The sequence below is a fragment of the Pseudomonas sp. AKS31 genome, from assembly GCF_023634765.1.
In the GTDB taxonomy this organism is placed as follows: domain Bacteria; phylum Pseudomonadota; class Gammaproteobacteria; order Pseudomonadales; family Pseudomonadaceae; genus Aquipseudomonas.
In genome coordinates, this window is sequence record NZ_JAMLFX010000002.1 from 202,544 (window position 1) to 222,938 (window position 20,395).

Below are 20,395 nucleotides of genomic sequence, written 5' to 3' on the forward strand. Positions count from 1 at the left end.
TCGCTCCCACAGGTTATATTTCTGGCTCGGCACTCGTCGTGGCCTTTTTACCTCACTCTTTGAAGGCTGTTGCGGATGCTCGCTGCGTCACTGATTTTCCTGCTGACCATTACCCTTGTCATCTGGCAACCGAAAGGCCTCGGCGTCGGCTGGAGTGCGACGCTGGGCGCCGTGCTGGCGCTGATCTTCGGCGTTGTGCACCTGAGCGATATCCCGCTGGTCTGGCAGATCATCTGGAATGCCACCGGTACCTTTGTCGCGCTGATCATCATCAGCCTGCTGCTCGACGAGGCCGGGTTCTTCAACTGGGCCGCGTTGCATGTGGCACGTTGGGGGCGGGGCAGTGGGCGCAAGCTGTTTGCTTTTATGGTGCTGCTCGGCGCGCTGGTGTCAGCGTTGTTTGCCAATGACGGTGCAGCGTTGATCCTCACGCCGATCGTGATTTCGATGTTGCTGGCGCTACGGTTTTCACCGGCGGCGACCTTGGCGTTCGTCATGGGCGCGGGTTTTATTGCCGACACCGCAAGTTTGCCTTTGGTGGTGTCGAACCTGGTCAACATCGTCTCGGCGGACTTCTTTCACATCGGCTTCAACCGCTACGCAGCAGTGATGGTGCCGGTGAACTTCGTCAGTGTGGCGGCGACGCTGGGCATGTTGCTGTGGTTTTTCCGTCGCGACATTCCATCGGCGTACGACCCTGAGCAACTCGAGCATCCCGAAACCGCGATCCACGATAAAGCCACGTTCTATGCCGGTTGGGCAGTGCTGGTGATTCTGCTGATCGGTTGTTTTGCGCTGGAGCCGCTGGGCATTCCGATCAGTGCGATTTCCGCCGTGTGCGCCGCGCTGTTACTGGGCATCGCCGCCCGTGGCCACAAGATTTCCACGCGCAAGGTGATGAAAGAAGCGCCGTGGCAGATCGTGATTTTCTCGTTGGGCATGTATCTGGTGGTGTATGGCCTGCGCAATGCCGGGCTGACCGGGTATCTGGCCGGTTGGCTGGATGTCTTCGCCGGTCATGGCGTCTGGGGCGCGGCAATGGGCACCGGTGTGCTGACGGCGTTGCTGTCATCGATCATGAACAACTTGCCGACGGTGTTGATTGGTTTGTTGTCGATTGATGCCAGTCAGGCCAGCGGAGTGGTCAAGGAAGCGATGATTTATGCCAACGTGATTGGCAGTGACCTGGGGCCGAAGATTACGCCGATTGGCAGCCTGGCCACGTTGTTGTGGCTGCATGTGCTGGAGCGCAAAGGCATTCACATTGGCTGGGGGTATTACTTCCGGGTCGGGATTGTGCTGACGGTGCCGGTGTTGTTGGTGACGTTGGCGGCTTTGGCGGTGCGGCTTTCCTTCTAGACCCAGTCGGCCCCAATCGCTGGCAAGCCAGCTCCCACAGGGATTTTCTGTGTGTTCACTACCTGAGCCACACCACAAAGCCAGCTCCCATTAGCTTTGTGGTGTGTTCACTATCTGGGCCACACCACAAAACCTGTGGGAGCTGGCTTGCCAGCGATGGGGCCGGTACAGGCGACACAAAAAAATCAGGCCTGGCCGGGTACATTCGGCCAAAGGTCCGACACCAGAAACAACCGCTCCGCCTCTTCCCATTCCCCGCGCGCATTCTCGATCAGGCGCACCATCAATTGCGCCGGGGCCAGCGGTTCCAGATCCTCCAGCCAACTCTGCAAATGCTCGACGCTCCACGTCTGATCCGCCGGATAATGCGCCGGCGCCAGCCAGGCGTGGCGGGGCAGGGGTTGCCAGCGTCCTGCCGGACGTTGCGCGACGAATGCCGGCCAATCCTTCTGATGCAACCAACTGCCGCGCAAATGTTGCGGATGCGCACCGCTCGGTGATTCAGCCTGTCCCGGCCACGGGTACAGCAAATAGCCACCGAGCCACAGCTGCGCACTGAACACCTCGATATCCAGCGCCGCCAGCACTTCGCGGCTCTCCGGGCGCGCCGAGATCGGCAGTTGATGCTCGGCCAGATGCGCCAGTTTGCGATCCAGTCGATCATGACAGCCCGGCCCCAGCCACTGCGCCGGATCACGACCGTCGCCATGTTGCGGGCCGAGGTAAAGCTTGATCGCCAGTTCCAGGTGATGCACGCCGTCGCGGTCACGCAGCAGCATGTCCAGCTCGCCGAGGGTATGTCCCTCACGACGGATCGGCAGGTTGGCCGCAATCAGTTCGATGCCCGGCGCATGCTCTACGGCGAACTGCCAAAGACGCTCGTAATACAGGCCCAGACGCCGGGTGCGAGCCTGCGACAGCCAGTGCAACAAGCCATAACTGTCGCGGTCGAGCTCGCGCAACCAGTGTTCCAGTCGCTGCGGGTCATGCACCCAGTCGCTGCCGGCCAGCGGATGACGCTGCGGCCACGGTGTGGTGGCGAGCATCGGCGGGGCGAGGATCACCCACGCCAGATCCCGCACTTCCGGGTGGCGTAATTGGTGGGGCAGCTGAAGCAAATCGGGAAACAGGATCATCTTGCGAGCATAGCCTGAAACCTGAGCACACCCTTGAGGCTGAAAGGATTTTGTCTAACCGGCGCTTTCGCCCATAATCGTGGTTTTCGCGTTTTCGATTGTCCGCAGAGGTCCCATGGAGCAATTTCGTAATATCGGCATCATCGGTCGCCTGGGCAGTTCCCAGGTGCTGGATACCGTCCGCCGACTGAAACGCTTTCTGCTCGATCGTCACCTGCATGTGATCCTCGAAGACACCATCGCCGAAGTCCTGCCGGGCCACGGCCTGCAAACCTCGTCGCGCAAGATGCTCGGTGAAGTCTGCGACATGGTCATCGTCGTCGGCGGTGATGGCAGCCTGCTCGGCGCCGCGCGGGCGCTGGCCAAACACAATATTCCGGTGCTGGGGATCAACCGTGGCAGCCTCGGTTTCCTCACCGACATTCGCCCGGACGAGCTGGAAGTCGAAGTCGCCAAGGTGCTCGACGGCCACTATCTGGTGGAAAACCGCTTCCTGCTGCAAGCCGAAGTGCGCCGGCACGCCGAGGCCATTGGTCAGGGCGACGCGCTCAACGATGTGGTGCTGCACCCGGGCAAATCGACGCGGATGATCGAGTTCGAGCTGTACATCGACGGCCAGTTTGTCTGCAGCCAGAAGGCCGACGGCCTGATCGTCGCCACGCCAACCGGTTCCACCGCGTACGCACTGTCAGCCGGCGGACCGATCATGCATCCCAAGCTCGATGCCATTGTGATCGTGCCGATGTACCCCCATATGTTGTCGAGCCGGCCAATTGTGGTCGATGGCAACAGTGAGCTGAAAATCGTCGTGTCGAAAAACATGCAGATTTACCCGCAAGTCTCCTGCGACGGGCAGAACCATTTCACCTGCGCGCCGGGTGACACCATCACCGTCAGCAAAAAAGCCCAGAAGCTGCGGCTGATTCATCCGCTCGATCACAACTACTACGAAGTCTGCCGGACCAAGCTCGGCTGGGGCAGCAAGTTGGGCGGTGGAGGCGACTGATGCTCGATCCCGCGCGCAGTTATGACCTGATTGGTGACGTGCACGGATGCGCCTTGACCCTCGAACACTTGCTGGACCGTCTCGGTTATCACAAGCAGGGCGGGGTCTGGCGGCATCCATCGCGCATGGCCGTGTTTGTCGGCGACATCATCGACCGTGGCCCGCGCATCCGCGAGGCGCTGCACATTGTCCATGACATGGTCGAGGCCGGTCAGGCCTTGTGCATCATGGGCAACCACGAATTCAACGCATTGGGCTGGAGCACCCCGGCGCCGCCGGGCAGCGGCAAGCAGTTCGTTCGCGAACACACGCCGCGCCACGCGCGCCTGCTTCACGAAACCCTGACCCAGTTCGAAGACCATCCCGGCGACTGGCACGATTTCCAGCGCTGGTTCTACGAGCTGCCGCTGTTTGTCGATGCCGGACGCTTCCGCGTCGTGCATGCCTGTTGGGATGCTGGCCTGATCGAGCCGTTGCGCGCGCTGTTCCCCAACGGTTGCATCGACGAACACTTCCTGCAGGCCTCGGCCGTGCCGGACAGCTTCGCCTGCACCGTGTTCGATCGCTTGCTGCGCGGCACCGACATGCGCCTGCCGCACGGTTTGACCATGACCAGCGGCGACGGTCTGGTGCGTTCGTTCTTCCGCACCAAGTTCTGGGAAGATGACCCGAAAACCTACGGCGACATCGTCTTCCAGCCTGATGCACTGCCAGAGCCGGTCGCGCAGACACCGCTGACGTCCAGCGAAAAAAACAACCTGCTGCGCTACGGCGTCGACGAGCCATTGCTGTTCGTCGGCCATTACTGGCGCAGTGGCAAACCGGCGCCGATCCGTCCGAATCTCGCCTGCCTGGATTACAGCGCGGTGCTTTACGGCAAACTGGTCGCCTATCGTCTGGATCAGGAAACACGTCTGGATCCGCATAAATTTGTCTGGGTCGATGTCGAGCGACCGGAGGTGCTGCAATGAGTGCGGTAGCGGTATTGCGTCTGCCCCTGGCGGTGGACTTGAGCGGTTTTGTCACGCTGCTGCAACGCATGCAGGTGCCGCACCGGGTCAGTGAAGAGGCGGGCGAACAGGTGTTATGGGCGCCGGCGGAAATAAGCGAAGACGTACGTTCGTTGTACGAACGCTTTCCGGCGGGCGATCCCGAGCAAACCCTGGATATCCCGGTGGCGCAGACCTTCAAGCGTCCGGGTTTTGCCGAACAGCTGAAATACGCCAAGGCCACCGGGTTCATCCTGCTGCTGTGCCTGATCGTTGGCGGGCTGACCTATCTGGGTGAAAACCTGCAAACGCTGCGCTGGCTGACCTTCCTCGATTTTCAGGTGGTCGGCGAATACATTCATTTCACGCCGTTGGCGGACAGTCTGGCGGCGGGGCAGTGGTGGCGTCTGGTCACACCGATGCTGATCCACTTCGGCATCCTCCATCTGGCCATGAACGGCATGTGGTACTGGGAACTGGGGCGGCGCATCGAGTCGCGCCAGGGCAGCATCAACCTGATCGGCCTGACGCTGCTGTTCAGCCTGGTGTCCAACTACGCGCAATTTGCCTGGAGCGGCCCGACCTTGTTCGGCGGCCTGTCCGGCGTACTTTACGGCTTGCTCGGGCATTGCTGGATCTTCCAGCTGCTGGCGCCGAACCCGGCCTATCGCCTGCCGCGTGGCGTGCTGGTGATGATGCTGGTGTGGTTGCTGGTGTGCATGTCCGGGCTGATCTCGATGATCGGTTTCGGCGAAATTGCCAACGCCGCCCACGTCGGCGGGTTACTCATCGGATGCTTCACCGGTTTGTTGGGCGGTTTGTATAACCGCCGTAAACTGGCCGCCTGAAATTTCAGTAGATAAAGAGCACGGAGACCCTGATGTCCTCTTTTAACGACATGATCAACAACATTACCCCGGACATTTACGAGAGCCTGAAACTGGCCGTGGAAATCGGCAAATGGTCCGACGGTGGCAAACTCACCGCCGAACAGCGCGAGCTGTCGTTGCAGGCGATGATCGCCTGGGAAATCCAGAACCTGCCTGAAGACCAGCGCACCGGTTACATGGGCCCGCAGGAATGTGCATCGAAGTCGATCGAAGTGCCGAACATCCTGTTCAAGTCGGATGCCATCCATTGATCGAGATTGGCCGCGGTGCAATCAGCAAAATGTCGGCGCGCCTGGACGGGCCGAACGTGCAATACGCGTTTCGTCTGGATGACGTCGAGGTGCCGGTCAACCCGTTGATCGGCAGCACGGTGCGTCTGGAGTACCTGGGGGCGATCCACTGCACCCATTGCGGGCGCAAGACCAAAACCAGTTTCAGTCAGGGTTACTGCTACCCGTGCATGACCAAACTGGCGCAGTGCGACATCTGCATCATGAGCCCGGAGCGCTGCCACTATGAGGCCGGCACCTGCCGCGAGCCCGAGTGGGGCGAGAAATTCTGCATGACCGACCACGTGGTTTACCTGGCCAACTCGTCGGGGATCAAGGTTGGCATCACCCGTGCTACGCAATTGCCGACCCGTTGGCTCGATCAGGGCGCCAGTCAGGCGTTGCCGATCATGCGCGTTGCCACGCGGCAGCAGTCCGGTTTCGTCGAAGACCTGTTCCGCAGTCAGGTGGCCGACAAAACCAACTGGCGCGCGCTGCTCAAGGGCGATGCGGCGGCGGTCGATCTGGCACAAGTGCGCGCTCAACTGTTCGAGAGCTGTGCTGAAGGGCTGCAAGGCCTGCAGCAGCGATTCGGCCTGCAGGCCATTCAGACCATTGCCGATGTCGAACCGCTGGAAATCCGCTATCCGGTCGAGCAATACCCGGCCAAAATCGTCAGCTTCAACCTGGACAAGAACCCGATTGCCGAAGGCACGCTGCTGGGGATCAAGGGCCAGTACCTGATCTTCGACACCGGCGTGATCAACATTCGCAAGTACACGGCTTATCAGCTCGCCGTGCATCAATAAGGACACCAGCATGCGCACCGAACAACCGAAGATGATTTACCTGAAGGACTATCAGGCGCCCGAGTACCTGATCGACGAAACACACCTGACCTTCGAGTTGTTCGAGGATCACAGCCTGGTGCACGCGCAGTTGGTGATGCGCCGCAACCCGGCGCGTGGCCCGGGCCTGCCGCCGCTGGTGCTCGATGGCCAGCAGCTGGAATTGCTCTCGGTGACGCTGGCCGATCAGGAACTGTCTGACGGCCAATACCAGCTCACCGAAAACCACCTGACCCTGCAACCGGCCAGCGAAACCTTCACGGTCGACACCAGCGTCAGGATCCACCCGGAAACCAACACCGCTCTGGAAGGCCTGTACAAGTCCGGCACGATGTTCTGCACCCAGTGCGAGGCTGAAGGTTTCCGCAAGATCACTTATTACCTCGACCGCCCGGACGTGATGAGCAAGTTCACCACCACCGTGGTCGCCGAACAGCACAGCTATCCGGTATTGCTCTCCAACGGCAACCCGATTGCCTCGGGCCCTGGTGAAGACGGCCGGCACTGGGCGACGTGGGAAGACCCGTTCATGAAACCGGCGTACCTGTTCGCGCTGGTGGCCGGTGATTTGTGGTGCGTCGAAGACAGCTTCACCACCATGACCGACCGTAACGTTGCGCTGCGTATTTATGTCGAGCCGGAAAACATCGACAAGTGCCAGCACGCGATGAACAGCCTGAAGAAGTCGATGCGCTGGGACGAAGAGGTTTACGGTCGCGAGTACGATCTGGACATCTTCATGATCGTCGCCGTCAATGATTTCAACATGGGCGCGATGGAGAACAAGGGCCTCAACATTTTCAACTCCAGCGCCGTGCTGGCCCGTGCCGAAACCGCCACCGACGCCGCGCACCAGCGTGTTGAAGCAATCGTCGCCCACGAATATTTCCACAACTGGTCGGGCAACCGTGTGACCTGCCGCGACTGGTTCCAGCTGTCGCTGAAAGAAGGCTTCACCGTGTTCCGTGATTCCGGCTTCTCTGCCGACATGAACTCCGCCACGGTCAAGCGCATTCAGGACGTTGCGTATCTGCGGACCCACCAGTTCGCCGAAGACGCCGGCCCGATGGCTCACGCGGTGCGCCCGGACAGCTTTATCGAAATCTCCAACTTCTACACCCTGACCGTGTACGAAAAGGGCTCGGAAGTGGTCGGCATGATCCACACCTTGCTTGGCGCCGAAGGCTTCCGCAAGGGCAGCGATCTGTACTTCGAACGTCATGACGGCCAAGCGGTGACCTGCGACGATTTCATCAAGGCGATGGAAGATGCCAACGGCGTCGACCTGACCCAGTTCAAGCGCTGGTACAGCCAGGCCGGTACGCCGCGTCTGGCAGTGAGCGAGTCTTACGACGCCGCGGCGAAAACCTACAGGCTGACTTTCCGCCAAAGCTGCCCGGAAACCCCGGACAAAGTTGAAAAACTGCCGTTCGTGATTCCGGTCGAACTCGGCCTTTTGGACAGCAAAGGCAACGAGATTGCCCTGCGTCTGGCTGGCGAAGCGTCGGCGCAAGGCACCACTCGGGTGATCTCGGTCACCGAAGCCGAGCAGACCTTCACCTTCGTCGACATCGCCGAGCAGCCGCTGCCCTCGCTGCTGCGCGGTTTCTCCGCGCCGGTGAAACTGACCTTCCCGTACAACCGCGATCAGTTGATGTTCCTGATGCAGCACGACAGCGACGGCTTCAACCGCTGGGATGCCGGTCAGCAACTGTCGGTGCAAGTGCTGCAAGAGCTGATCGGCCAGCAGCAGAAAGGCGAGAGCCTGAAACTCGATCCGCGTCTGGTGTCGGCGCTGCGTACGGTGCTGTCGGACGAGTCGCTGGATCAGGCCATGGTCGCCGAAATGCTCTCGCTGCCGGGTGAGGCGTATCTCACTGAAATCAGCGAAGTGGCGGACGTCGACGCGATCCATATCGCCCGTGAGTTCGCTCGCCAGCAATTGGCCGAAGGTTTGTTCGAGGCACTGTGGCTGCGTTATCAGGCCAACCGTGACCTGTCGAAGAAAACCCCGTACGTGGCCGAAGCCGAGCACTTCGCCCGTCGTGCGTTGCAGAATATTGCGCTGTCGTACCTGATGCTCAGCGGCAAGCCGGAAGTACTGGCGGCGGCGCTGGAGCAGTTCGAAACGGCCGACAACATGACCGAGCGCCTGACCGCGCTGGCGGTATTGGTCAACTCGCCGTTCGAAGAGCAGAAAGCCTTGGCCCTGGCCAGTTTCGCCGAGCACTTCAAGGACAACCCGCTGGTCATGGATCAGTGGTTCAGCGTGCAGGCCGGCAGCACTTTGCCGGGCGGTCTGCAGCGCGTGAAAGCGCTGATGCAACACCCGGCGTTCAATATCAAGAACCCGAACAAGGTGCGTGCGCTGGTCGGCGCGTTTGCCGGGCAGAACCTGATCAACTTCCACGCGGCCGATGGCTCGGGTTATCGCTTCCTCGCCGATCTGGTGATCGAACTGAACGGCTTCAACCCGCAGATCGCTTCGCGCCAATTGGCGCCGCTGACTCGCTGGCGCAAATACGACAGCGCTCGTCAGGCGTTGATGAAGGGCGAGCTGGAGCGGATTCTGGCGTCGGGGCAGTTGTCGAGTGATGTGTATGAGGTGGTGAGCAAGAGCCTGGCTTGATGGGCCCCTCACCCTAACCCTCTCCCAGTGGGAGAGGGGACTGACCGAGGTGTCTTTGCGCTATACGCCGACCTGAAAGTCCGGAGTCGAACTCAGGCTTTGAACGGCCCCCGATCTGCTCCCTTTCCCTCTTTCATAGTGGGAGAGGGCACTGACCGAGGTGAATGTACGAGTTTCACATCTGAAAGTCTGGATTCGAACTCAGGTTTTGGATAGCACGAAGATCTGCTCCCTTTCCCCCTCGCCCCCTTGGGGGAGAGGGCTGGGGTGAGGGGGTAGGGTTTACGCATCACCATAAAACCCAAGCCGTACACACAAAAAACGCCGCATTGAAACAATGCGGCGTTTTCAATTCCCGAAAAATTACTTCAAATCAAATCGATCCAGATTCGTCACCTTCGTCCACGCCGCGACAAAGTCCTTCACAAACTGCTCCTTCGCATCCGAACTGGCATACACCTCAGCCAATGCCCGCAGTTGCGCATTCGAGCCGAACACCAGATCAACCCGCGTTGCCGTCCACTTCACGCTGCCGGTTTTACGGTCACGTCCCTCAAACTCATCCGCATCCCTTGAAGTCGGCTTCCACTCCACCCCCATGTCCAGCAGGTTGGTGAAGAAGTCATTGGTCAGTGCTTCCGTCTGCGAAGTGAACACGCCATGCCGGCTCTGCCCGACGTTGGTGTTCAACACCCGCAAACCACCGAGCAGCACAGTCATTTCCGGCGCGGTGAGGGTCAGCAGTTGTGCCTTGTCGATCAGAAGTGCTTCGGCCGAAACGGTGTATTTGCCTTTGCTGTAGTTGCGGAAACCATCGGCAATCGGCTCAAGGAAGCCAAAGGAGTCGACGTCGGTTTGCTCCTGAGTTGCATCCGTGCGTCCCGGTGTGAACGGCACCGTGACCGAATGGCCGGCGTTTTTCGCCGCCTGTTCGACCCCGGCATTCCCGGCCAATACGATCAAGTCCGCCAGCGAAACTTTCTTGCCAGCAGCGCGGCTGTTGAAGTCGTTCTGAATGCCCTCAAGGGTTTGCAGCACTTTGGCCAGTTGCTCAGGCTGGTTGGCCTGCCAGAACTTTTGCGGGGCCAGACGCAGACGACCGCCATTGGCGCCGCCGCGCTTGTCTGAACCGCGGAATGTCGAGGCAGCGGCCCATGCGGTCGAGACCAGTTGCGACACCGAAAGCCCCGACGCAAGGATTTTGCCTTTCAGCGCGGCCGCGTCGCTGTCGTCGATCAGCGGGTGAGTGACAGCGGGAATCGGATCCTGCCACAGCAGTTCTTCGTTTGGCAGTTCCGGGCCGAGGTAGCGCGACAGCGGGCCCATGTCGCGGTGAATGAGTTTGTACCAGGCGCGGGCGAAGGCGTCGGCCAACTGATCCGGATTGGCGAGGAAGCGCCGGGAGATCTGCTCGTAGGCTGGATCGAAACGCAGCGCCAGGTCAGAGGTAAGCATGGTGGGCGAGAGTTTCTTGTTCGGATCATGGGCGTGGGGAACGGTGCCGGCACCGGCGCCGTTTTTCGGAATCCACTGATGCGCCCCAGCGGGGCTTTTGGTCAGTTCCCACTCGAAGCCGAACAGGTTCTCCAGGTAGTTGTTGCTCCACTTGGTCGGTGTGGTGGTCCAGGTCACTTCCAGACCGCTGGTGATGGTGTCGGCACCCTTACCGGTGCCGAACGCGTTGCGCCAGCCGAGGCCCTGTTCTTCCAGGCCGGCCGCTTCCGGCTCAGGGCCGACGTTATCGGCAGGACCGGCACCGTGGGTTTTACCGAAGGCGTGACCGCCCGCGATCAACGCGACGGTTTCTTCATCGTTCATGGCCATGCGGCCAAAGGTCTCGCGGATGTCATGGGCCGAAGCGACCGGATCCGGATTGCCTTCCGGGCCTTCGGGGTTCACGTAGATCAGGCCCATTTGCACGGCGGCGAGCGGGTTTTCCAGATTGCGTTCGCCCTGATCGGTGCGGCTCTCTTCTTTGCCGTGCAGATCCGGCTCGGCAACCAGCGTGCCGTCACCCGGTTCCTGCATGGGTTCCTTGCTCTTGCCGTAACGGCTGTCGCCGCCCAGCCATTCGTTCTCCGAACCCCAGTAAACATCCTCATCCGGTTCCCAGACGTCGGGACGGCCACCGGAGAAACCGAAGGTTTTGAAACCCATGGATTCCAGCGCGACGTTACCGGTAAGAACAATCAGGTCGGCCCAGGAAATGTTGCGGCCATATTTCTGCTTGATCGGCCACAGCAGGCGTCGGGCCTTGTCGAGGCTGACGTTGTCCGGCCAGCTGTTCAGCGGCGCAAAACGTTGCTGACCGGAGCCGGCGCCACCACGGCCATCAGCGGTGCGATAGGTGCCGGCGCTGTGCCAGGCCATACGGATGAAGAGGGGGCCGTAATGGCCGAAGTCGGCCGGCCACCAGTCCTGGGAGTCGGTCATCAGCGCATTGAGGTCTTGTTTCAGGGCTTGAAAGTCCAGGCTCTTGAAGGCTTTGGCGTAGTCGAAATCCTTGCCCAGCGGGTCGGACTTGGGCGAATGCTGGCTGAGGATTTTCAGGTTGAGTTGATTCGGCCACCAGTCACGGTTCGTCGTACCACCACCGGCGGCGTGGTTGAACGGGCATTTCGATTCGTTTGCCATGTTCGGGTCCTTATCAGGTCTGCTACGGCCGGCTCGTGCCGACTTCGGACTAGTAAGGCTAGACCCGACTTGGAGAGTCAGCTAATAGGCCGACTGTTGGAGGCTGATAGGTAAAGTCTTTCGTGTGTTAACAAAATGTTATCGAGCGGTGCTTTTTTATTTCTTATTGATATAAAAAACTGTCATTTATGACAGTGGCCAATACGGAACGTGCCTGCCTAAGCTAACTGCGTTCCAAGCGAAAAATTAACTATGAAAAGTGCGTTAAGGAGAATATATGGACCGTAATCAGATTGAGGCACGTATGAAGTCGTTGTTGGAAACCAAAGGAAATGCTGGGGGGTTTATTTATGCGAAGGTAAGTAATGGGCTGGTTTATGCGACTGCCGATGTGGATTTTGAGGTCGCCGGAGACACTTATTCTATTCTCTCGGTTGCTGATTCCGAAAACAATGCGTGGATGGACTTTCCCCGTTCTGTAGTGGGTGCTGGACCTCATAGGCTAGAGTTGCCCTATAAGCATTGGCAGGTTAAGTCTGGCGGCGTTCATTATGTGTCCTTCCAAGGCTTCGCGATTTATACATTAAGTGAGGATCACAATGTCATTCACGGAGTTATTGATCTCAAACTCGGGGATGGCATAACAATGGAAGGCGGGTTCTATGTTACGAGAGCTTAGTTAGGAATGTGCGGGGTATCGTCATCTGGTACCCCGTTTTTATATGAGTTCTTTCAAGAAAAAAAATGATCAACTGGCTTGCTCTTCATCAATCTGCGGGGATTCATCCAAAGTATCCTCTTGCCCCGGCAATTCAGTAATCACACTGAAGTCCGTCACTTCAACCGCACCCAATCCATACCCCAGCAAATGGAAAGAAAACGCTTTGCGCTCTTGCGGGTTGTCGAAACTGAAGTTCATTTCCAGCGGCTGCTCGGCGGTCGCGATCATCTCTTGGGGCAGACCGATCTGCACGTCCTGTTCAAACTCCTTGGCCTTGAGCTGAATGTACGCCGCTTGTTGCGGATCGACCGAGCGTACGGTCAGGCGCACGCGGGTGTGCGAGCCTTTGGGCATCTCCAAGTACTGTGCGCCGATCAGGTTGTCGGCCCAGTCATCCTTGATCTGCGCTTGCAGCGGGATGACGTTGGTGCTGCCGAATTGATAGCGGTGATTGAGCGGCGTGCGCAGCAGCGACAGGTCGAGGGCGTTGGCGCGAGCGGCGATTTGTCGGGCCGGGTGACCGCTGTAGTTGCCTTTGTACGTGGCGCTTTCGGCGATGAAACCGGCGCTTTCGTAAAAGCGGCAACGGCGCGGCATGTCGCACTCGGAGAAGATCCCCTGACCGTTGTGATAACGCAGCTTGCCGTTGGTGAACGACATGATTTCGCGGCCGCTGTCGTAGTCGCGAAACAGCGAACGACCGCTCAGCGCTGAGGGGACCGGCAAGTCGAAATAGTCGAGGATGGAAGTGCTCAGATCGACGTGGCCATACACGCCTTTGTTCAGCCGTGGCAGTTGTTCATGCTCCGGCGCCAGGGTCAGATTGAAGCCCCACGACGAGGCCAGGCGCACGCCGTCGATGCCGTGGGATTCGTCCGATGTGATCACCACCAGCGTGTCTTTCAGAATGCCCTGACGTTCAAGACCGTTGAGAAACTGCTCCAGCGCATCGTCGAGATAACCGACGGCGGCCTGTTTCGGCGTTTCGTAGCGCTCCAGATATTCCTCGGGCGCGGAGTAGGGCTGATGGGTGCCGACGGTCAGCAGCGTCAGCATCCATGGCTGCTTCTGCTTGTTCAGTTGCCCGACATAGTCCAGCGCACCTTCGAAAAACGCCTTGTCATCTTTGCCCCACGGGAATTCCAGATAGTTGCTGTTGCTGAACCATTCCAGACCGTGCGTCGCATCGAAACCAATGTGCGGCATGATCTTGTCTTTGGCCATGAAGCGCAGCCCGGCACCCTGCAGATAGTGAGTGCTGAAGCCGTGTTCGCGCAGTTGCGCCGGCAGGCAGGCCTGATTGCGCTCGTTGAGGGTGAGCATTTCCACGCCTTTGGGCGTGCCGTTGTTGAGTTTGTCGTAATCGCCGCAGAGCATCGCGTACAGACCGCGAATGGTCTGGTGCGTGTGCAGCACGTAATCCGGGGTGTTCATGCCGCGCTCGGCCCAGCGGCTGAGGTTGGGCATCAGGTCTTCCTGATAGTGGCTGCCGATGGCCTCGCGGTTGGCGCGGATATAGGCGCCGGGAATGCCTTCGAGGGCGATGATCAGCACGTTGCGCGCTTGACCCGGTGCGGCCAGCAGTTTTTGCCCGTTGAGGTCGACGTCGGTGAGCCCGGCCATGGCTGGCGCAGGTTCTTCGACATCACCGTCCAGCCATTCCTCGGCCTGAATCTGCAGGTCGGCGGCCTCGCTGGCCAGCAACTGGTGCGGCAGGTTGTACTGGCGCCACGGATCGGCTTCGCTCGGCCACAGGTTCTGCGCGCCCCAGTGCGCGGCGAACAACACCAACGGCGCGCCCCAGGCCGCGAGGGGCAGGGGCGGACGCGGCAGGTCGCGGTTGGCAAACCGGGTCAGCAGCCAGAACAGCAGGGCCAGCAGCAAAGTGATGCCCAATGCCGGATGGGCCAGACCGCCACCCGTGGAGTTCTCCACGAACTGCGGATCGATCAGGTAATGAATGTCGGAAGGTGTCGGCAGACGACCGACCGCGCTGACCAGTTCAGCGGTCGCCACCGCCAGCAATCCCCAGAACAGCAGCACCGGCAAGGCCAGCCACCACGCCCGACGATGCAGCAACACCACCAACAGGCTGCCAATGGCCAGGTCCGACAGATAGCCCAACGGTGCCGACCAGCCCAGCGCCGCACGCAGGCCCACCGGCACCACCAGCACCAGAACAATCAGCGAAAAGAGGCGGGCATGCGGCTGCCGCAACCGGTTAAAAAGAGCGCTCACAAAAAAAGACCTTCCAGCCATTAAATCGTCATAAAAGTGTGGGCGATGATACCAAGGGTGGGCTGTCTGATCGCCCCTTTCCACGTGCAACTGATGTGCTGGCGCGGTCGCCTCTGAAGGTGATGGAGTGCCTGCAGGCCTGACCGGCCTTCGCGTGGCACGGCAATCGACGATATTGAGGCAGGTGGATTTATTGTTTCAGGCTGTTTAACCCGTCGAGCCGCCACCGGATTCCAATGTAGGAGATGCGGCACGCTGCGATCTTTTGATCTTGTTACCGGAACCTGGAATCAAAAGATCGCAGCCTCCTTTCGCTCAACAACCCGTGCTATCGATATGCAATAAAGATATTTAATTTATGTTTTTTATATCTATAAAGTCAGGCCTTTCAGCACAACACCCCCATGCTGCGAGGTTGTCATGGCCACACCGTTCAAACGTTCCGCACTGACTCTGTTGGCCGCTTCCCTGGTGGCGAGTGCGATGTTCAGCACCGGCGCTCAGGCCGAAGGCAAGATCAGCATCGCCCAGCAATTCGGCATCGGTTACCTGATTCTCGATGTGGTGCGCGACCAGAATCTCATCGAAAAACACGGTAAGGAGCAGGGCCTCGACATCAAGGTCGACTGGAACAGCATCTCCGGCGCCACGGCGATGAACGAAGCGTTGCTCACCGGATCGCTCGATGTGGTGTCCGCCGGTGTGCCGCCGATGCTCACCGTGTGGGATCGCACCAAAGGCAAACAGAACGTCAAAGCCATCGCCGCACTGGGTTCGATGCCCAACTATTTGCTGACCAACAACCCGAACATCAAAACGCTCAAGGACTTCACCGACAAGGACCGGATCGCCGTGCCGGCCGCCGGTGTCGGCTTCCAGTCGCGCACCTTGCAGATTGAAACCGCCAAAGAGTTCGGTGACGCGCAGTACAAGAAATTCGACGACATTTCAGTCAGCCTGCCGCACCCCGATGCGACGGCGGCGCTGATAGCCGGCGGCTCAGAGATCAACTCGCACTTCTCCAGCCCGCCGTTCCAGTACCAGGCGCTGCAGAACCCCAACGTGCACAAAGTGCTGAGTTCCTATGACGTGCTCGGCGGGCAGGCGACGTTCAACGTGCTCTACACCACAGAAAAATTCCACGACGAAAACCCGAAAACCTACAAGGCGTTCTACGACGCGTTGGCCGAAGCCGAGAAAATCATCAAGGCCGACAAACCGGCGGCGGCTCAGGCTTATATTCGGGTCGAGCAATCGAAGTTGCCGCTGGCCCTGGTCGAGCAAATCGTCAAAGACCCGGAAATCGACTTCACCGTGGTGCCGCAGCGTACGTTTATCTATGCCGAGAAGTTGCAGGAGTTGGGTGTGCAGAAGAACAAGGCCAACAGCTGGAAGGACTACTTCTTTGAAGAGGCGCATGGTGGCGCGGGGAGTTGAGTACGCCTTGTCGAGGGCCGGAACACCGTGGGTTGTTTCTGGACAGCGTAACAGCCACTCAGTAGCATTCGACCCCAACGGATTTTCCCTTCGCACGTCGTCAGACGTGGAACGCTCAAGGAATCGACATGCGCGACACTCCCAATGACCCGCAACGAACGGTCGTGACCCTGGTCAACGGCGAGATTCACTGTGAAACCCAGATCAGTTTCAGTTCCATGTCGCTGGTCGATGGCGAAATTCGGGTGCATCGTGCTGAAGGCAATCAGCTAGACGTTGCGGTGCCGGGGGCGGACTTCGCTTTGCGCTTTGATCTGGATGGAGTGCAGAAAATACCGGTGGCGCAGCAGACACCGGTCGAGCCGGACGAACCGGTACCTGCCGATGACAACTTGAAGTTATTCACCTCGAAGACTGTGTGGATCACCCTCGGGCTGTGGTTCTTCGTCAGTCTGGTTTTCGGTTGGCTGGGGATTGTGGCGGCAGGCGGATATGTTGGTTACCGCTGGCGTCAGGTGGCAAAGCGCAAGAAACCGTTGGCCAAGGCAGCCGTCGTTGAAACCGTGCCCCGTTCCGGCTCGGGGATGTCACGGGAAAGCGTGCGCAACGCATTGGCCCGCAAGCGTTAATACGGCGCAGATCAAATACAAAAAAGGGGGGCCTGATCATCGATCAGGCCCCCCTTTTTTTGTTATCGCTCAGTCAGATCAATGCATCTTGCTGTGATCGTGACCTTCCATGTTGGTCAGCGAGCGAACCGGCGCTTTGACCTCGATGGTTTCTTTCTCGCCCTTGGCGTTTTCCACGGTCAGGGTCAGCGGCACAGTTTCGCCTTCCTTGAGCTGGCCGTTCAGGCCCATCAGCATCACGTGATAGCCGTTCGGATCAAGCTTGACGGCTTTGCCGGCCGGCAGCTCGACGAACTTCACCGGGCCCATGCTCATGACGTCGTTTTTCATGGTCATTTCGTGGATCTGCACGTCTTTGGCCGCTGGCGTCGCGACGCTGAGCAACTTGCTGTCGCTGTCGGCGGTGAGGGTCATGAACGCGCCGCTGGCGGACTGGGTCGGCACGGTGGCACGGACCCAGGCGTCGTCGACCTTGGTCGCTGCGGTCGCCTGGAACGCCAGGCCCAGCAGAGACAGACCGATGACAGCGCGTTTGATGTGGTTCAGCACAGGTTGCATCAGCAAACCTCCATAACAGTAAGCAAATCTTCCGTGCATTGTTCTGCCGAAAGCGAGGTGGACAGACCCAGGCGCAAGCCGCCGTTGGAGTCGTAAACGTAACTGGTGGCAGTGTGCGAGATGGTATAGGTGTCGCCGGCCGGGACTTTCTCGTAGAACACGTCGAATTCCTTGGCCGTGGCCGCGGTTTCCTCGAGCGTGCCGTACAGCGCAACGAACGTCGGGTCGAAGGCTTTCATGTAGGCGTCGAGGATTTGCGGGGTGTCGCGCTCGGGATCGAGGGTGATGAAGATCACCTGCAAGCGATCACCATCGGCGCCCATCAGCTTCTTGATTTTCGCCGCGCGGGCGAGGGTGGTCGGGCAGACTGCCGGGCACTGGGTGAAGCCGAAGAAGACCATCGGCATCATGCCGCGAAAGCTCGACAGCGTCATGGTTTCGCCATCGGTGTTCTTCAGTTTGAAGGTGCGCCCCATGATCTTGTTACTCAGATCCTTGCCGTACTTGTACGACAGTTGGCCACGGGTGTCGCAGCCGGCGAGCAGGCCTAGCCCGAGCACGCCCATTCCCGCAAGCACCTTGCGGCGAGTCAACAAAGCCGTCATCTAATACCGCCTTTTGCAGCCCGTCAGTCAGCAGGACTGGCGGGGGGTTAACCGTAAAAGCGGCGCATGATACCAAACTGAAGGCAGGCGCCGGCCACGGATCGCCGCACGGCGCAGGATCGAGCGACAAAAGGTGTAAGAAAAAGTGACCACAGCTTACTGCACGCGTGATTCAGCGGCGCTCCAGCCCCCGCCCAGCGCGGTGTAAAGGTTGACCTCGGCGACCAGTTGCGCGAGGCGATCGGTGATCAGGCCTTGCTGCGAACTGAACAGCGAACGTTGCGCATCGAGGAACGTCAGGCTGCTGTCGACGCCATTCTGATAGCGGTTCTGCGCCAGGTTGTAATACGTCTGCGTGGCCGCGACGAGATCGCGCTGCGCCTGCAATTGCTGCTGATAGGTGCTACGCGCGGCGAGGCCGTCGGCAACTTCCTGAAACGCGGTCTGGATCGACTTTTCGTATTCGGCCACCGCGACATCTTTCTGTAATTTCGAATAATCCAGGCTGGCGCGCAGGCTGCCGGCGTTGAAAATCGGCAGGTTGATCTGCGGCTGAAAGGTCCAGGCGCCAGAGCCGCCGCCGAACAGTCCGGACAGATCGCGACTCGACGTGCCGGCATTCGCCGTCAGGCTGACACTGGGGAAAAACGCCGCCCGCGCCGCGCCGATATTGGCGTTGGCGGCTTTGAGTTTGTACTCCGCCTGAAGGATGTCCGGACGCCGTTGCAGCAGATCCGACGGCAGCCCGGCGGGCAGTTGCCGGACCAGATCGCTGGCCAGTGGGCGCGCGGGCAGCGACTCGGGCACCGGCGCGCCAACCAGCAAGGTCAGGCTGTTCAAGTCCTGAGCGACTTGACGCTGATAGCGCGCCAGATTGGCCCGGGAACTGTCGACGCTGGTCTTCGCCTGTGCCTGCTCCAGCGCCGACGATTTGCCGGCCTCACGGTTGCGGGTGGTCAAGTACAGGCTCCGTTCATCGGCGGCAAGAGTGTCGCGAGTCAGTTCCAGCAGTTCCTGATCGGCGCGCCAGGTCAGGTAGGCGTTGGCGACGTTGGCCACCAGACTCAGCTCGGCACTGCGCCGTGCCTCTTCAGTCGAGAGCCAGGTCTGCAAGGCTTCCTCGCTGAGGCTGCGCACGCGGCCGAAGAAGTCCAGCTCATAAGCGCTGATGCCGAGGTTGACCGAGTACGTCGAATTGATCAGCGCTTTGCCTTGGGTCACGCTCGGCGGCATGCGCTGGCGCAGTTCATTGGCATTGGCCGACACCGCCGGCAGCAGGTCGGCGCGCTGAATGCGGTATTGCGCCTGGAAGGCTTCGACATTGAGTGCGGCCACGCGCAGGTCGCGGTTGTTGATCAGGGCGCTGTCGATCAGCTGTTGCAGCGCCGGGTCATTGAACAGCGTGCGCCAGTCATCGCTGCTCGTTGCAGCCTGTGTCGCTGTCGGATACTGCGCGGCGGAGGGGGAAGCGGGGCGCTGATATTCGGGAATCAATGAACAACCGCCCATCAGCACCGCGATGGACAGCAGGGAAAGTCGCAACGTCAACATCGAACTGCCTCATGCATATAAAGAGCGTTGTGCTCAGGCCCCGGCCATCCATTTCGCCAGACCATGGCGACCACTGACCCCGAGTTTGGCCGTGGCGCGTTTCAGGTACGTCTCGATCGAGCTGTTCTTGACCCGCAGCTTTTCCGCCATTTGCGGCACGGTGCTGCCGGTCAGCAGGCCCAGGCAGACTTCTTTCTCGCGCACCGACAAGGCGATGTCGCTCAATGCCAAGCGCTCATCGAACACCTGCGCCAGTGGCGCCTGATCCAGTTCGGCCAACGGCTGGCGCGGTTGTCGGGCGAGGATTTGCCGACTGATCTGCGCGTGACGTTCAATCAGCGGCAGCAGGGTGTCGGACAGGCTCTTGAGAAACGATAACTCCGGCAGGGAAAACACCCGTTGGGTATGCGGTCGGTAAAACGAAATCACGCAACGACGGTTGGACGTGCGCGAAACCAGATTGCATTGATGGGCGCTGTGTTGCGGATGGCGAGGCTGGAGTGAGGCTCTCAGTTGAATCAGCAATGAGTCGTTCATCTCGATCATCTTCTGCAACAGCGGATGATCGTCGGGGCTTTCCAGCAGGTCGGGTGGGGCACAGGTCTGAGTCAGACCGGCGCTGCCCAGAGGCTTGATATCGACCACGCTGGCCTGACGTTCGTCCAGCGTCCATTCACTCAGGTCCACGCGGTTGACCGGCACCAGGGTGTCGACCAACTGGAACATGTTCGTGGCGAAGTGATCATCGCCGGTGCTGGCAATCAACTCACCCAGTTGCCAATAGAAATGCGGGTTTTCCATATTGCGAATACTGCCGGTCAGATTCATATCCTTGTCATCCCTGGTTCAGAACCCTCACTGAATCGTCTGCCGTCTATGCAAAAGCCGCCCACGCC

17 protein-coding genes are annotated in these 20,395 nt (G+C 59.7%); 10 read left to right on the forward strand and 7 right to left on the reverse strand.

What is annotated here, in order from left to right; translation table 11 throughout:
* The first annotated feature begins 75 nt into the window (after positions 1-75).
* Entirely contained in the window at positions 76-1,359 is a 1,284-nt protein-coding gene (locus M9827_RS07055; RefSeq protein WP_250604583.1) for an arsenic transporter, read from the forward strand.
* 185 nt (positions 1,360-1,544) lie between these two features.
* On the opposite strand, the gene M9827_RS07060 is transcribed toward M9827_RS07055, so the two are convergent.
* Positions 1,545-2,495, reverse strand: coding sequence for a DUF1853 family protein (locus M9827_RS07060; protein ID WP_250604585.1), 951 nt, complete (start codon positions 2,493-2,495; stop codon positions 1,545-1,547).
* A 115-nt stretch (positions 2,496-2,610) separates the two neighbouring features.
* Between M9827_RS07060 and M9827_RS07065 the strand changes: the two genes are divergently transcribed.
* Genes M9827_RS07065 through pepN form a run of 6 tightly spaced genes read left to right on the forward strand, consistent with a single transcriptional unit; the run spans position 2,611 to position 9,126 of the window.
* Positions 2,611-3,501: an NAD(+) kinase gene (locus tag M9827_RS07065; protein ID WP_003224174.1), complete on the forward strand. Its 891-nt coding sequence runs from the start codon at positions 2,611-2,613 to the stop codon at positions 3,499-3,501.
* Complete coding sequence (locus M9827_RS07070) at positions 3,501-4,472, forward strand: metallophosphoesterase (RefSeq protein WP_242207308.1); 972 nt, start codon at positions 3,501-3,503, stop codon at positions 4,470-4,472. The genes M9827_RS07065 and M9827_RS07070 overlap by 1 nt, the downstream gene beginning before the upstream one ends.
* The gene (locus M9827_RS07075; RefSeq protein WP_250604587.1) at positions 4,469-5,338 is read left to right on the forward strand and encodes a rhomboid family intramembrane serine protease; all 870 of its coding nucleotides are present in this window, start codon (positions 4,469-4,471) and stop codon (positions 5,336-5,338) included. Before M9827_RS07070 ends, M9827_RS07075 begins: the two co-directional genes overlap by 4 nt.
* A gap of 32 nt (positions 5,339-5,370) precedes the next feature.
* Positions 5,371-5,631, forward strand: coding sequence for a YeaC family protein (locus M9827_RS07080; RefSeq protein WP_007919229.1), 261 nt, complete (start codon positions 5,371-5,373; stop codon positions 5,629-5,631).
* Positions 5,628-6,458, forward strand: coding sequence for a DUF2797 domain-containing protein (locus M9827_RS07085; protein WP_250604589.1), 831 nt, complete (start codon positions 5,628-5,630; stop codon positions 6,456-6,458). Before M9827_RS07080 ends, M9827_RS07085 begins: the two co-directional genes overlap by 4 nt.
* A gap of 10 nt (positions 6,459-6,468) precedes the next feature.
* Complete coding sequence (pepN, locus tag M9827_RS07090; protein ID WP_250604591.1) at positions 6,469-9,126, forward strand: aminopeptidase N; 2,658 nt, start codon at positions 6,469-6,471, stop codon at positions 9,124-9,126.
* Positions 9,127-9,489: 363 nt separating this feature from the next.
* Here pepN and katG read toward each other — a convergent pair whose 3' ends face one another.
* On the reverse strand, positions 9,490-11,760 hold the full coding sequence (gene katG, locus M9827_RS07095) for a catalase/peroxidase HPI (RefSeq protein WP_250604593.1): 2,271 nt from the start codon (positions 11,758-11,760) through the stop codon (positions 9,490-9,492).
* 277 nt (positions 11,761-12,037) lie between these two features.
* Here katG and M9827_RS07100 point away from each other — a divergent pair, with 277 nt between their 5' ends.
* The gene (locus M9827_RS07100; RefSeq protein WP_250604595.1) at positions 12,038-12,439 is read left to right on the forward strand and encodes a hypothetical protein; all 402 of its coding nucleotides are present in this window, start codon (positions 12,038-12,040) and stop codon (positions 12,437-12,439) included.
* Positions 12,440-12,508: 69 nt separating this feature from the next.
* On the opposite strand, the gene M9827_RS07105 is transcribed toward M9827_RS07100, so the two are convergent.
* Complete coding sequence (locus M9827_RS07105) at positions 12,509-14,719, reverse strand: LTA synthase family protein (protein WP_250604597.1); 2,211 nt, start codon at positions 14,717-14,719, stop codon at positions 12,509-12,511.
* Between the two features lie 420 nt (positions 14,720-15,139).
* On the opposite strand from M9827_RS07105, the gene M9827_RS07110 reads away from it, so the two are divergent.
* Together M9827_RS07110 and M9827_RS07115 are read left to right on the forward strand one after the other, a co-directional pair.
* Positions 15,140-16,156: an ABC transporter substrate-binding protein gene (locus M9827_RS07110; protein ID WP_250604599.1), complete on the forward strand. Its 1,017-nt coding sequence runs from the start codon at positions 15,140-15,142 to the stop codon at positions 16,154-16,156.
* A gap of 128 nt (positions 16,157-16,284) precedes the next feature.
* Positions 16,285-16,785: a hypothetical protein gene (locus M9827_RS07115; RefSeq protein ID WP_250604601.1), complete on the forward strand. Its 501-nt coding sequence runs from the start codon at positions 16,285-16,287 to the stop codon at positions 16,783-16,785.
* A 78-nt stretch (positions 16,786-16,863) separates the two neighbouring features.
* Here M9827_RS07115 and M9827_RS07120 read toward each other — a convergent pair whose 3' ends face one another.
* From M9827_RS07120 to M9827_RS07135, 4 genes are all read right to left on the reverse strand, one after another.
* A complete protein-coding gene (locus tag M9827_RS07120; RefSeq protein WP_250604603.1) occupies positions 16,864-17,343 on the reverse strand; it encodes a copper chaperone PCu(A)C in 480 nt (159 codons plus the stop codon).
* Positions 17,343-17,948, reverse strand: coding sequence for an SCO family protein (locus M9827_RS07125; RefSeq protein WP_250604605.1), 606 nt, complete (start codon positions 17,946-17,948; stop codon positions 17,343-17,345). Before M9827_RS07125 ends, M9827_RS07120 begins: the two co-directional genes overlap by 1 nt.
* A 156-nt stretch (positions 17,949-18,104) precedes the next feature.
* On the reverse strand, positions 18,105-19,499 hold the full coding sequence (locus M9827_RS07130) for an efflux transporter outer membrane subunit (protein WP_250604607.1): 1,395 nt from the start codon (positions 19,497-19,499) through the stop codon (positions 18,105-18,107).
* Positions 19,500-19,532: 33 nt separating this feature from the next.
* Complete coding sequence (locus M9827_RS07135) at positions 19,533-20,327, reverse strand: helix-turn-helix transcriptional regulator (protein WP_250604609.1); 795 nt, start codon at positions 20,325-20,327, stop codon at positions 19,533-19,535.
* Positions 20,328-20,395 lie beyond the last annotated feature (68 nt).